This window comes from Azospirillum brasilense (assembly GCF_005222205.1).
GTDB lineage: Bacteria > Pseudomonadota > Alphaproteobacteria > Azospirillales > Azospirillaceae > Azospirillum > Azospirillum brasilense_G.
This window is the reverse complement of the sequence record NZ_CP032346.1, coordinates 349,412-361,821: the sequence shown is the minus strand read 5'-3', so window position 1 is coordinate 361,821 and position 12,410 is coordinate 349,412. Positions and strand designations below refer to the sequence as shown.

The window sequence follows — 12,410 nt, the reverse complement described above, 5'->3', positions numbered from 1 at the left end:
GGAAAACAAGCGGCCGACGCCGACCGTCCGCGCCGTGCCGTGCCGATCAGATGACCACGTTGACGGAACCGGCCCCCGCCGAGGGAGCCGCCGCCATGTGGGTCACCATCGGGGGCGAGGCTACCACCGGCGACGTGTGCGCGGAAGTCCCCTGTGACGCGCCGGAGCGGCCTCCGCCGGTCCCGGAGTGGCCCGCGGCCCAGCGGTGCACGGGCGAACCGTTTGCGGAACTCCCGCTTTGGCCGGCACCGTTCGGCTGGTCCTGCCCGTCCGAGCCGCCAACCAGAAGCTCAAGCGACGCCTTGCCGCTCTTCCGGTCCTTCTGCGCCTCGCGGTACTGCCGCAGCGCCGCCTCGGTCGGGATCTGGTCGAGGGTTGCCCCGTCCTCCGGGCTGCGGAACAACAGCACCAGCCGTGACGCGTCGGCGTCGTACCGGTAGGCGGTCTTCGTGTAGCGCCCGGCGAGCGGTTCGGACTGTCCGGTGACAGGGTCCTTCGCGGACGGAGTCCCGGCGTCGGCCGCGTTTTCAACAGCGTCGCTGTTGCGGGCCGTCATGAAGGCCAACGGCCTTGCAGCCGTTGCGGTGGCGATGGCCACGTTCATGACATTACACCGATGATTGGACAATCCAGATCATATATTGCAGCCGCACTCGTGCATTGTAAAGGGTTCGTTCACCTTTTTTCCGGCTATGCCGAAGGACCCAATCCCACAGGCTGTTTCCGGCACCAAAGCTTCGCATTCCAGGACCATCGGGATCGCCTCCCACCCTTCTCACAGCCGTGACGCTTGCGGAGGACCGCCCCGGTGCTTAAGCCTGTAGGCATGGTTACGATCGCGGAAGCGCTGACGCTCGCCCTGGACCACCATCTGGCCGGCCGGCTGGCCGAGGCCCAGCAACTCTACAACCGCATCCTGGACGTGGACCCGGATCAGCCGGACGCTCTGCATTTTCTGGGTGTCCTGGCCGGGCAGGTGGGAGAGCAGACGCTCGGTCTGCAACTCATCGCCCGCGCCATCGTCCAACGGCCCGAGGCGGCGGACATGCACGCCAACAGCGGCAACATCCGCCGGTCCGTCGGGCAACCGGAAGCCGCGGTGGAGGACTACCGCCGCGCCGTCGCCCTTCAGCCTGATTTCGCGGAAGCCTGGACCGACATGGCGAACGCGCTGCGCGGCCTGGGCCGCACCGCCGGGGCCATCACCGCCCTGGAGCGCGCCGTCGCCTCCGCCCCCGCCCTCACCATCGCCGTGGAACGGCTGGGCGCGCTGCGCCACGAAGAGGGGCGCCTTCTGGTGGAGCAGGGGCGCGGCACCGAGTCCCTCCGCCCGCTGGCCCGGGCCGCGGAATTGCTGCCGCTGGACGCCGACATCGCCTTTCTCTACGGCAACGCCCTGTTCGCGATGGGACTGCGGGAGGATTCCACCCTCGCCTACCGCAACGCCCTGGCCATCACGCCGGACTTTCCGTCCGCCGCCTTCAATCTCGGAGTCGCGCTGGGGGGCGTGGACCGGCTGGAGGACTCCGCCCGCGCGCTGGAACGGGCCGCCCGCCTGGACCCTCGCCATCTCGACGCCATCGACCGGCTCGTCGTCGCCCTCGCCCTTCTCGACCGGGAGGACGAAGCCGCCGCCTGGGGCGAGCGCGCGCTGGATTTGAAGGACCGCACAGCCATCGACACGGCGCCCGCCCTGCCCCCTCTGCCCGCCCGTCCACGCGGGGCCGAGGCGCGGCGGCACAATGTCATCGCCTTCAGCCTGTGGAGCGGCCAACCGTCCGGCCCCCACGACCCGGCGGAGATTTTGCGGCGAACCGTGGCGCTCTATCCGGGTTGGACCTGCCGGGTTCATCACGACGCCACCCTTGCCGCCGACCGGTTGGCCGAGCTGGCCGCGGCGGGGGCGGACCTCGTGGCGGTGGCCTCCGACGCGCCGACCGGCGGTCCCTATTGGCGCCTGACCGCCGCCGACGATCCCACTGTGGCCCGCTTCCTCTGCCGGGATTGGGACGTGCTGCCGTCCGCCGACGGAAAGGCGGCCGTCGATGCCTGGGTCGCCTCCGGCCAGCCCTTCCACGTCCTTCGCGACGGGGTGCTGCACACGGAGGTGATGACGGGCGGTCACTGGGGCGGCGTCGCCGGATTGCTGCCCGACCTGCTGCCGCTGGCCGAGCGCCACGCCGCCGCCGAAGCGGACCGGGCGCAGGACCACCGATTCCTGCGCCGCATCGTCTGGCCGATGATCCGCGACCGCGCGCTGATCCACGACCGCGCCCACCCCCGGCACGGCCTGCCCTTTCCCACGCCGTGAGCGGCTACAGCACCTGCTTCGGCAGCGACAGCAGCTCCTTGCGGATCTGGCCCATGCTCGGCCGGTTGTCCGGCCCGAAGGCGATGGGGCGGCACAGATGCATGGCGGTCAGCCCGACCCGCGCGGTCAGCAGACCGTTGATCACCCCCTGCCCCATGCGGGTGGAGATGGCCGCGGCGATGGAGCCGCCCAGCGCCTCGACGGCGACATGGTGGGCGCTCTCGGCCACCCCGGCCACCGCGAGGTTGGCGAGCATCCGCCGCAACAGCCGCAGCGACCCGACATAGCCGGGCCGCGCGCCGTAGAGCGCCGCGATCTCCCGCACCAGCTTCAGGTTGCGCCACAGAACCACCGCGAGGTCGACGACCGCGGCCGGGCTGAGCGCCGTCGCCACGGCCGTGTCGCGCGACGCCCGCAGGACGGTATGGTAGGCGCGGCGATCGAGCGGCCCCATCACCTCGCGGTCGAGCAGGCGCAGGATCTCCGCGTCGTCGTGGGCGTCCGTCACATGGTCGCGCACCCGCTCCAGCGAGGGCGCCAGATCAGGGCGCCCCTCATAGAGGCGGGTCAGCGACCCGGCGAAGCGCTCGGCGTGGCCCGGCTCCCCGGCCTTGGTCACGATCTCCATGGACAGGCGCCCGGCCTCGCCGCGCAGCTCCTCGATCCTGCGCAGGCGGCGCAGCGCGCGCAGTTCGCGCAGCAGCATGGCGAGCGCCGCCCCGCCCGCCACCGTCACGGCGGCGGCCACCAGGACGCCCAGCGCGGCGCTGGTGGCGAAGGCGCGGTTGAACAGGTCCCAGGTGTCGAAGCCCAGTGCGATCAGCACCAGCGCGGCGACCGACCCGGCGAGCCAGCGGCCCAGCCGGCTGCGCGGCCGGTCCTCCGCCAGCAGCGCCGGGAGGCGTTCCGCCGCCGAACCGGCCAGGGGGCCGGCGATGATCGCCTCCTCCTCCGCCGCGGGGACCGGAGCGGCGCGGGTGGGGTCCAGCTCCATCGGCGGGACCCAGTGGCGGTCGCGCGTGCGCTCGCTCATTCCAGATAATCCCCCAGCAGGAACTGCATGGCCTGATCCAGGCGGATGTGCGGCAGACCGCGCGCCTCGCGGGCGAGGTCGGCGGGCGGCTGGAAGGCCATGAAATTGTAAGGCCGCTCCTGCCCCGGCGGGAAGTCGGCGTCCTCCGGGATCTCGCCGGGGAACAGCACAGTCGGGCGGTCGCGGCCGAGCGGCACGCCGCGCACGCAGCGCAACTGCCGCCCCTCATGCTCGGTCACCACCGTCTCGGTCGATTTCAGGGCGGCGATCGCCATGGTCTCCACCTGCGCCCCTTCGAAGCGGATGCCGGCGCGGGCGTCGGAGACCAGCCGGTCCAGCAGATGGCGCAGGCTGTTGTGCTGGTGCGAGGCGACATGGTCGGCCTTGGTCGCGGCGAACAGCACGCGATCGATCTTCCGGCCCAGCAGCCAGTCCAGCCAACTGCTCGACCCGTGGCGGAACGGCTCCAGACTCAGCTCCAGGGCACGCTTCATGTCCGCCATGCCCGCCGGTCCGGAGTTCAGCGCGCCCAGCACGTCGATCAGGACGATCTGGCGGTCGAGCCGCGCGAAATGCTCGGCGAAGAAGCGGCGGACCACCTTGGACTTGTACGCCTCGTAGCGGTCCTCCATCAGCGCCCACAGGCTGCCGCGCGCACGCGGACGGTCGCCCGGCAGCGGGCAGAAGGTCAGCAGCGGCGCGTTGGCCATGTCGCCCGGTTCGACGAAGCGCCCCGGCTGGATCAGGCTGAGCAGATTGTCGGAGCGGCGACAGGCGTGCAGGTAGTCGGTGAACAGCGCCGCCCCGCGCCGCGCCTGCTCCTCCTCCGCCGGGGCCGCCGTGTCGATGGTGGCGAGCCAACCGCGCCAGGACACCGACAGCTCGTCGCGCGGCGCCCGCCCGGCCAGCTCCAGGGTCAGCGCGCTCCATTCCGCGAAGGACTGGTGGAGCAGCGGCAGGTCGAGCAGCCATTCGCCGGGATAGTCGACAATGTCCAGATTCAGGGTGGCGACCGGCTGCACCGTGCGCTTCAGCACGGCGTTCGGGCGGTAGCGCATGGACAGGCGGAGCTGGCTGATCCCCCGAGTCTCGGTCGGCCAATGGGGCGACGGACCGGCCAGTTCGGCCAGCCGCTGCTCCACCTCGAAGCGGGGGACCTGGGCGTCGGGCTGCGGACGCAGCCGCGACGCCTGGAAGCGGCCGGAGGACACGACGTCGAGGAAGGGGAGCCGCCCGGCCTTCAGCAGGTTGTCGACGAGCGAGGTGACGAAGACGGTCTTGCCGGACCGCCGCAGGCCGGTGACGCCGAGACGGACGTCCTGCTCCAGGATGCCGCCGGAAACGAGATCGCCGGCCCGCCCCAACAGGCGCGAGCCGGCGTCGTACAGGTCGTTGAAAATGGGCACGCGCACGGTCAGCCGGTCACTGTTGGGGACGATCGCCCCTCTATATGGGGGACCGTCCGCCCGCGCCTATACCCTGACCGGCGCTTTAGGACGCGCCGAAGTCGAGGTTCCACGCCTCGTAGCGCTCCGGGTCGTTCTCCCAGTCCTCGCGCACCTTGACGAACAGCATCAGGTGCACGCGCTGCTCCAGCATCTCCTCCAGCTCGGTGCGGGCGGCCTGCCCCAGCGCCTTGATGCGGGAGCCCTGCTTGCCGAGCACGATGGCCTTCTGGCTGTCGCGCTGGACATACACGACCTGGGAGATCTTGACCGACCCGTTCTCGAACTCCTCCCACTGCTCGGTCTCGACCGTCGCCGCGTAGGGGAGTTCCTGGTGAAGCTGCTGGAACAGCTTCTCGCGGGTGATCTCCGCCGCCAGGAGACGCATCGGCATGTCGGAGATCTGGTCCTCCGGGTAATGCCAGGGGCCTTCCGGCATGCGGGCGGCCAGGAAGCCGCGCAGATGCTCCACGCCGTCGCCGGTCGAGGCGGACAGCATGAAGATGTCGGTGAAGATGCCTTCCTGGTTGAAGCTGTCGGCGAGGCCCAGCAGCTTCTCGCGCGGCACGAGGTCGATCTTGTTCAGGATCAGGATGGCCTTGCGCCCCTGCTCCTTCAGCCGGGCGATGATGCCCTGCGTGTCCTGGTCGATGCTGCGGCGCGACACGTCGAACAGCAGGCCGACCAGATCGGCATCCTCCGCCCCCTGCCAGGCCGCGGCCACCATGGCGCGGTCCAGCCGGCGCTTCGGCTTGAAGATGCCGGGGGTGTCCACGAAGATGATCTGGCTGTCGCCGGCGATGGTGATGCCCAGCACGCGCGTGCGGGTCGTCTGCACCTTGGAGCTGACGATCGACACCTTGGAGCCGACCATCGCGTTCAGCAGGGTGGACTTCCCGGCGTTCGGCGCGCCGACCAGGGCGACGAATCCACAGCGCGGGTTCTCGGGCACATAGGCAGCCTCTTCGGCGCCTTCTTCGGCACCAGTGTCGGCACCCTCATCCACGCTCTCGCTCACGCCCTCGTCCTTATCGTCGAAATCGTCGTCTTCAAACTTGTCGCGGCCGTCAGTCATCGACCTGCACTCCCAATTGGCGCAGCAAGGCGCTGGCCGCTTTCCGTTCGGCGACCCGCTTGGACGGGCCGGTGGCCGTCACCGGCTCCATGCCCTTCAGACGGACCGCGATGCGGAACACCGGCTCGTGCGCCGGGCCGCTCTGCTCGATCAGTTCATAGGTGGGAAGGGGCCGCTTGTTGCCCTGCGCCCATTCCTGCAACGCCGTCTTGGAATCCAGCGGCGGCGGGTCCGCGCGGTCGATCTGCCCGGCCCAGGCCCCGCGGATGAAGTCCCGCGCCTTGTCCATGCCGCCATCCAGATAGAGCGCCCCGATCACCGCCTCGCAGGCGTCCGCCAGGATGGTGTTGTTGCTGCGCCCGCCGCCCTGCGCCTCGGACGGGGACAGGCGCAGGTAGCGCCCCAGCTGCAACGCGTCGGCGACGCGGCTCAGCGCCTCCCGCCGGACCAGCGAGACATGCCGCTTGGCAAGCGCGCCCTCGCGCTCGTTGGGGAAGCGCTCCAGCAGCCATTCCGCGATGACGAGGCCGAGCACCCGGTCGCCCAGGAACTCCAGCCGTTCATAGGCGAGGCCCGGCCCCTGCTCGGGCCGTCCACCGCGAACGTTGCGTTCCAGCCCCATCAGGCTGGGATGGGTGACCGCGTCGGCCAGCCGTTGCGGGTCGGCAAAGCGGTGGCCGATGGCGGCGGCCAGCCCCGCAAGGTCGGCGGAATCGGCGCTCACGTCCGCGTCGGACGCCATGGGTGTCCCCCGTTCTTCAGCGCTCACAATAATCGGTCTCCGCGCCCCGGTGCTGTGCGGGGCTCACTTCACGGCGTTGAACAGGCGGCTGAACCGCAGGTCCGCCGGCCAGCGCCACACCTCGAAGAAGCGCGTCCCGTCCTCCAGCGAGAAGAACAGGAATTCGGCGCGTCCGACCAGATTCTCCATCGGGACATACCCCACCTGCGACGGGACGCGGCTGTCCAGCGAGTTGTCGCGGTTGTCGCCCATCATGAACAGGTGGTTCGCCGGCACCTTGAAGGCCGGGGTGTTGTCGAGCGGACCGTTGTCCGACTCCTCGATGATGCGGTGGCTGCGCCCGCCCGGCAGGGTCTCCACATATTGGGCAATGCGGACCTCGCGGCCCAGCGCGTCGCGGGACACATAGTCCTCGATGCGCTCGCGCTTCACCGGCTGGCCGTTGATGTGCAGAACGCCGCCGGTCACCTGGACGGTGTCGCCCGGCAGGCCGATGACGCGCTTGATGTAGTCGGTCTTGTTGTCGCGCGGCAGCTTGAACACGGCGACGTCGCCGCGCTCCGGCGCGTGGCCGAGGATGCGCCCCTCGAACAGCGGCAGCCCGAAGCCGACCGTGTACTTGCTGTATCCGTAGGAGAACTTGGACACGAACAGATAGTCGCCGATCAGCAGCGTCGGGATCATCGACCCGGACGGGATGTTGAAAGGCTCGAAGGCGAAGGTCCGCACGCCGAAGGCGATGATGACCGCGTAGAAGACCGTCTTCACCGTCTCGGCAAAGCCGCCTGTCTCTTTGGTTTTGCCGGTCAAGGCGGTCTCTCTGTTCATGGTCATGCGGATGGTGCCGTGGAGGTGGTGATGGAAGTGTCGGCCGGCTCGGCGCTGATGATGACGAAGGCCTCGGCCATCGGGTACTCGTCGGTCAGCGTCACGTGGATGCGCGCCTGCATGCCGGGCGGCGTGATCGCCTGCAGCCGCTCCAGCGCCCCGCCGGTCAGGCGCATGGTCGGCTGGCCGGAGGGCAGGTTCACCACCCCCATGTCGCGCCAGAACACGCCGTCGCGGAAGCCGGTGCCCAGCGCCTTGGAGCAGGCCTCCTTGGCGGCGAAGCGCTTTGCGTAGGTCGCGGCCCGCGCGCTGTGCTTGCCGGCGGCGCCGGCGCGGCGCTCGGACTTCGCGCGCTCCACATCGGTGAAGATTCGGGCGATGAAGCGGTCCCCGAACCGGTCCAGCGACTGCTCGATCCGGCGGATGTCGATCAGGTCGTTCCCGATGCCGAGGATCATGAGACGCTCCTCGCCGCAGCGCGGGCGTCCTTCATGACGGCGCGCATGCGCTGGAGCGTGTTGCCCAGCCCGACGAAGATCGCCTCGCCGATCAGGAAATGACCGATGTTCAGCTCGACGATGGTCGGGATGGCGGCGACCGCCCCGACCGTCTCGTAGCTCAGCCCATGACCGGCGTGGCACTCCAGGCCGATCGCCTCGGCGTGGGCCGCCGCCCGGACGATGCGCTCCAGCTCCGCCGCGCGCTCCGCCCCGGCGGGCGCGTCGCAATAGGCGCCGGTGTGCAGTTCCACCACGGGCGCGCCCAAGGCCTTCGCCGCGTCGAGCTGCGCCGGCTCCGGGTCGATGAACAGCGAGACGCGGATGCCCGCGGCGCCGAGATCGCCGACGGTGCGCTTCAGATTTTCCATCTGCCCGGCGACGTCCAGCCCGCCTTCGGTGGTGACCTCGGTGCGCTTCTCCGGGACGAGGCAGCAGGCGTGCGGCTTGTGGCGCAGCGCGATGGCGAGCATCTCGTCCGTCGCCGCCATCTCCAGGTTCAGCGGCAGCTTGATCTCCGCCATCAGACGGTCGATGTCGGAATCGGTGATATGGCGGCGGTCTTCGCGCAGATGGGCGGTGATGCCGTCGGCCCCGGCCTCGGCGGCGAGCTTCGCGGCGCGCACGGGATCGGGGTGGCGCCCGCCCCGCGCGTTGCGGACGGTCGCCACATGGTCGATGTTCACGCCGAGGCGCAGAGGGCGGGGCATAGGCTCGAAACTCCGGTGTCGCGCCGGTCCCGCATCCTGCATCCGGCGGGCACCGGTTCTCCCTGCTATATAGCGGCGGTGCAGCGTCGCGTCACGCCGTCATTGTCGGGCTTTCGCCCCGGCGGTGCCGCGCCGCCGGAGTCACCGCCCCCGCGCCCGCTCCACCGCGTTGATGGCGGGGGTGGCGCGCAGCGCCGCCATGATGTTGGTCAGATGCTTGGCGTCCTTCACGTCGATGTCGATCAGCAGCTCGAAGAAGTCGGTGTTGCGGCTGGTGATCTTCAGGTTCGTGATGTTGCCGCCGTTCTTGCCGATGACCGTGGACAGCGTGCCGAGCGAGCCCGGCTCGTTGTTGACCACCAGCGAGATGCGCCCGACATGCTCCTCCGGGCTGTCCGGACCGATGTCCCAGGCGACGTCGATCCAGCGCTCCGGCGACTCGTGGAAGCTCTCCAGAGTCTCGCAGTCGATGGTGTGGATGGTCACGCCCTTGCCGGTGGTCACGATGCCGACGATGCGGTCGCCCGGCAGCGGGTGGCAGCAGCGGGCGTAGTGGACCGCCATGCCGGGGATCAGGCCGCGGATCGGCAGCGGCGCGTTGTTGCCCTTCGCCTTCGGCTTGGGCTTCGGCACCGTGATGGCGTTCTTGTCGTCACCTTCCTTCGGCGTCGCCACATGCGGCTTGTGGCCGGGGAAGACGGCGTGGAAGACCTCGCGGCCGGAATGCAGGCCGGACCCGACGCTGGCCAGCAGGTCGTCGGCGCTCGGCTGCTGGAAGATCTTGATGACGCCTTCCAGCGCCTTTTCCGAGAACTCGTAGCCTTCCGACTTGAACTGGCGCTGCAGGATGGCGCGGCCCAGCTCGATGTACTGGGTGCGCTGCTGGGTGCGCAGGAACTTGCGGATGCGCGCCCGCGCCTTGCCGGTGACGACGAAGCGTTCCCAGCCCGGAACCGGGGTCTGGGCCTTGGAGGTGATGATGTCGACCTGATCGCCGTTTTGCAGCTGCGTGCGCAGCGGCAGCATGCGTCCGTTGATCTTGGCGCCGACGCAGTGGTCGCCGACCTCGGAATGGACGGCGTAGGCGAAGTCCACCGGAGTCGCCCCGCGCGGCAGCGCGATCAGGTCGCCCTTCGGCGTGAAGCAGAAGACCTGGTCCTGGAACAGCTCCAGCTTGGTGTGCTCCAGGAACTCCTCGGGCTTCTGGGCGTGCTCCAGGATGTCCAGAAGCTCGCGCAGCCAGCGGTACTCGCGCCCCTGCTGGGTCCGCGGCTCGCCCTGCTTGTAGGCCCAGTGGGCGGCGACGCCGAGTTCGCAGATCTCGTGCATGTCGCTGGTGCGGATCTGCACTTCGATCCGGTTGCGCTCCGGACCGATCACCCCGGTGTGGAGCGAGCGGTAGCCGTTGGGCTTGGGCGTCGAGATGTAGTCCTTGAAGCGCCCCGGAACGACCGGGTAGTGGGCGTGGATGACGCCCAGCGCCTGATAGCATTCCGGCACCGTGTCCACCATGATCCGGAAGGCCATGATGTCCGACAGCTGCTCGAAGCTGACGTTCTTGCGCTGCAGCTTGCGCCAGATCGAATAGGCGGTCTTCTCGCGCCCGGTGACCCCGGCGTTCGGCAGCCCCTCCTCCGCCAGCGTGCCGCGGAGTTCCTGGATGATCCGCTGGACGCGGTTCTCGCCCTCGGTGCGCAGGCGGGAGAGCTGGGCCAGGATGCTGTCGCGGGCGTCCGGGTTCAGCTCCGCGAAGGAGAGATCCTCCAGCTCGTCCTTGACCTGATGCATGCCGATGCGCTCGGCGAGCGGCGCGTAGATCTCGATCGTTTCGCGGGCGATGCGCTTGCGCTTGTCCGGGTTCTTCAGGTGGAACAGCGTGCGCATGTTGTGCAGGCGGTCGGCCAGCTTCACGAGGAGGACGCGGATGTCCTCCGACATGGCCAACACCAGCTTGCGGAAATTCTCGGCCTGCTTGGCCTGCTCGCTGTGCAGTTCCAGGCGCGACAGCTTGGTCACGCCGTCGACCAGACGGGCGATCTCCTTGCCGAAGTGCTTTTCGATGTCCTCCAGCGTGGCGACCGTGTCTTCGACCGTGTCGTGCAGCAGCGCCGTCGCGATGGTCCCGGCGTCCAGCTTGAGCTGGGTGAGGATGCCGGCGACTTCCAGCGGGTGGAGGAAATAGGGATCGCCCGAGGCGCGGGTCTGCGAACCGTGCGCCTTCATGGAGAAGACGTAGGCGCGGTTGAGCAGCTCCTCGTCCGCCGAGGGGTCGTACGCCTTGACGCGTTCGACAAGCTCATATTGCCGGATCATGCCACCCGACCCGGCGCAGCGTGCGCCATGAAGTTTCGCAAATGAATGGTTGGTCGACGGAAACGGGGGCCGTTGGCCCCCACAGCCGGTCGCAGTCGGTCAGCGTCAGAGATCTCCGTCCGCATCACGGCCGACGACATCGTCCTCGGTCATGCCGAAGGCCGCCGCCGGATCGCTCTCCATGTCGGACAGCAGGTCGTCGCCTTCGCCGACCTCCTCCGCCTCGCTCATCCCGTCCTCGTCCTCCAGCGACGTGTCGCCGCGGGCGGCCCAGTCGTTCTCGCCGGCCATCAGCTCGACGATCTCCTCCTCGGGCTCGTCCGGTTCGACATGCTTCTGATGGCCCTTGATCAGGGCGTTCTTCAGATGCTCCAGCATCACCGTCTCATCGGCGATCTCGCGCAGGGCAACGACCGGGTTCTTGTCGTTGTCGCGGTCGATCGACAGCGGGGCGCCGGACGCGATCTCACGCGCGCGCTGGGCCGCCATCATGACCAGCTCAAACCGGTTCGGAACCTTGAGGACGCAATCTTCGACGGTAACGCGGGCCATACCAAACCAACTCCGGGATCTGCGAAGGGAACCGAATATATTGATGCGTTCGCGCCGGCGCAAGCGCTTCGAGCTTCGCCGGCCCCACCCGCCGTACCCCGCCCGCAGAGGCCCCATGCCCGCGCGCCCCCTTGCTCGCGCGTAGACGAACCCCTACGTTACTTATCTGGTGAATCGCAATTTCGCGTATGCCCGACATATAATTCAATCCATCGTGGAAGGATTACGGAATTGGACCGCAATACGACTTTGCCGAAAGATGTTACGAAGCTCTTTTATAAGGAAGAGCGTCTGGCGATGTTCATCGACGGCGCCAATTTGTACGCAGCCGCCCGGTCCCTGGGCTTCGATATCGACTACAAGCGCCTGCGCGACGGCTTCGCCTCGGAAGGGAGGCTGGTGCGCGCCTTCTATTACACCGCGTTGGTGGAGGATCAGGAGTACTCGCCGATCCGGCCGCTGGTCGATTGGCTGGACTACAACGGCTACACCATGGTGACCAAGCCGACCAAGGAGTTCACCGACGCGTCGGGCCGGCGCAAGATCAAGGGCAACATGGACATCGAGCTGGCCATCGACGTGATGGAGATGGCCGAGCGGGTCGACCACATCCTGCTGTTCTCCGGCGATGGCGATTTCCGTCGGCTGGTCGAAGCGGTGCAGCGCAAGGGCGTGCGGGTCAGCGTCATCAGCACCGTGCGCTCCCAGCCGCCGATGGTCGCCGACGAGTTGCGCCGTCAGGCCGACAACTTCATCGAGCTTCAGGACCTCGCCCCGAGCATCGCCCGCGTCCATCACCACCGCGAGCCGATGGGAAGCCCGGGCGCTCCGGGGGCGCCGGACCTGTCCGCCCAGGGCGGCCCCTACGCCAACTTCTGAGCCGCACCGCACCCCGTGGGGCGCG

The 12,410-nt window shown here is 68.9% G+C and carries 12 protein-coding genes; 2 read left to right on the top strand and 10 right to left on the bottom strand.

Annotated features, from left to right (window positions below):
- Window positions 1-46 precede the first annotated feature (46 nt).
- Window positions 47-604, bottom strand: coding sequence for a hypothetical protein (locus D3869_RS15735; RefSeq protein ID WP_137140932.1), 558 nt, complete (start codon window positions 602-604; stop codon window positions 47-49).
- Between the two features lie 222 nt (window positions 605-826).
- Between D3869_RS15735 and D3869_RS15730 the strand changes: the two genes are divergently transcribed.
- Window positions 827-2,311, top strand: a complete 1,485-nt coding sequence (locus D3869_RS15730) for a tetratricopeptide repeat protein (RefSeq protein WP_137140931.1) — start codon at window positions 827-829, stop codon at window positions 2,309-2,311.
- Between the two features lie 4 nt (window positions 2,312-2,315).
- Here D3869_RS15730 and D3869_RS15725 read toward each other — a convergent pair whose 3' ends face one another.
- The 9 genes from D3869_RS15725 to rpoZ all read right to left on the bottom strand — a co-directional run bounded on the left by D3869_RS15725 (window position 2,316) and on the right by rpoZ (window position 11,506).
- Entirely contained in the window at window positions 2,316-3,344 is a 1,029-nt protein-coding gene (locus D3869_RS15725; RefSeq protein WP_137140930.1) for a YcjF family protein, read from the bottom strand.
- On the bottom strand, window positions 3,341-4,756 hold the full coding sequence (locus D3869_RS15720) for a YcjX family protein (RefSeq protein WP_137140929.1): 1,416 nt from the start codon (window positions 4,754-4,756) through the stop codon (window positions 3,341-3,343). The genes D3869_RS15725 and D3869_RS15720 overlap by 4 nt, the downstream gene beginning before the upstream one ends.
- A 79-nt stretch (window positions 4,757-4,835) precedes the next feature.
- Window positions 4,836-5,864, bottom strand: a complete 1,029-nt coding sequence (era, locus tag D3869_RS15715; RefSeq protein WP_040134152.1) for a GTPase Era — start codon at window positions 5,862-5,864, stop codon at window positions 4,836-4,838.
- Window positions 5,857-6,606 carry a ribonuclease III gene (rnc, locus tag D3869_RS15710; protein WP_137140928.1) on the bottom strand — a complete coding sequence of 250 codons (750 nt, stop codon included), beginning with the start codon at window positions 6,604-6,606 and terminating at the stop codon, window positions 5,857-5,859. The genes era and rnc overlap by 8 nt, the downstream gene beginning before the upstream one ends.
- Before the next feature lie 63 nt (window positions 6,607-6,669).
- Window positions 6,670-7,440 (bottom strand): signal peptidase I, encoded by a 771-nt coding sequence (gene lepB, locus D3869_RS15705; RefSeq protein ID WP_137140927.1) that lies wholly within the window; start codon window positions 7,438-7,440, stop codon window positions 6,670-6,672.
- Window positions 7,437-7,892 (bottom strand): holo-ACP synthase, encoded by a 456-nt coding sequence (gene acpS / locus D3869_RS15700; protein WP_114859997.1) that lies wholly within the window; start codon window positions 7,890-7,892, stop codon window positions 7,437-7,439. Before acpS ends, lepB begins: the two co-directional genes overlap by 4 nt.
- On the bottom strand, window positions 7,889-8,641 hold the full coding sequence (locus D3869_RS15695) for a pyridoxine 5'-phosphate synthase (RefSeq protein ID WP_137140926.1): 753 nt from the start codon (window positions 8,639-8,641) through the stop codon (window positions 7,889-7,891). Before D3869_RS15695 ends, acpS begins: the two co-directional genes overlap by 4 nt.
- Before the next feature lie 141 nt (window positions 8,642-8,782).
- Entirely contained in the window at window positions 8,783-10,954 is a 2,172-nt protein-coding gene (locus tag D3869_RS15690) for a RelA/SpoT family protein (protein WP_094302571.1), read from the bottom strand.
- Window positions 10,955-11,059: 105 nt separating this feature from the next.
- On the bottom strand, window positions 11,060-11,506 hold the full coding sequence (gene rpoZ / locus D3869_RS15685; protein ID WP_137140925.1) for a DNA-directed RNA polymerase subunit omega: 447 nt from the start codon (window positions 11,504-11,506) through the stop codon (window positions 11,060-11,062).
- 297 nt (window positions 11,507-11,803) lie between these two features.
- Here rpoZ and D3869_RS15680 point away from each other — a divergent pair, with 297 nt between their 5' ends.
- Window positions 11,804-12,385 carry an NYN domain-containing protein gene (locus D3869_RS15680; RefSeq protein ID WP_114860002.1) on the top strand — a complete coding sequence of 194 codons (582 nt, stop codon included), beginning with the start codon at window positions 11,804-11,806 and terminating at the stop codon, window positions 12,383-12,385.
- Window positions 12,386-12,410 lie beyond the last annotated feature (25 nt).

Coding starts and splice junctions, on each gene's coding strand:
- D3869_RS15735 (WP_137140932.1), bottom strand. CDS start 604: ATGAACGTGGCCATCGCCACCGCAACGGCTGCAAGGCCGTTGGCCTTC.
- D3869_RS15730 (WP_137140931.1), top strand. CDS start 827: ATGGTTACGATCGCGGAAGCGCTGACGCTCGCCCTGGACCACCATCTG.
- D3869_RS15725 (WP_137140930.1), bottom strand. CDS start 3,344: ATGAGCGAGCGCACGCGCGACCGCCACTGGGTCCCGCCGATGGAGCTG.
- era (WP_040134152.1), bottom strand. CDS start 5,864: ATGACTGACGGCCGCGACAAGTTTGAAGACGACGATTTCGACGATAAG.
- rnc (WP_137140928.1), bottom strand. CDS start 6,606: ATGGCGTCCGACGCGGACGTGAGCGCCGATTCCGCCGACCTTGCGGGG.
- lepB (WP_137140927.1), bottom strand. CDS start 7,440: ATGACCATGAACAGAGAGACCGCCTTGACCGGCAAAACCAAAGAGACA.
- acpS (WP_114859997.1), bottom strand. CDS start 7,892: ATGATCCTCGGCATCGGGAACGACCTGATCGACATCCGCCGGATCGAG.
- D3869_RS15695 (WP_137140926.1), bottom strand. CDS start 8,641: ATGCCCCGCCCTCTGCGCCTCGGCGTGAACATCGACCATGTGGCGACC.
- D3869_RS15690 (WP_094302571.1), bottom strand. CDS start 10,954: ATGATCCGGCAATATGAGCTTGTCGAACGCGTCAAGGCGTACGACCCC.
- rpoZ (WP_137140925.1), bottom strand. CDS start 11,506: ATGGCCCGCGTTACCGTCGAAGATTGCGTCCTCAAGGTTCCGAACCGG.
- D3869_RS15680 (WP_114860002.1), top strand. CDS start 11,804: ATGTTCATCGACGGCGCCAATTTGTACGCAGCCGCCCGGTCCCTGGGC.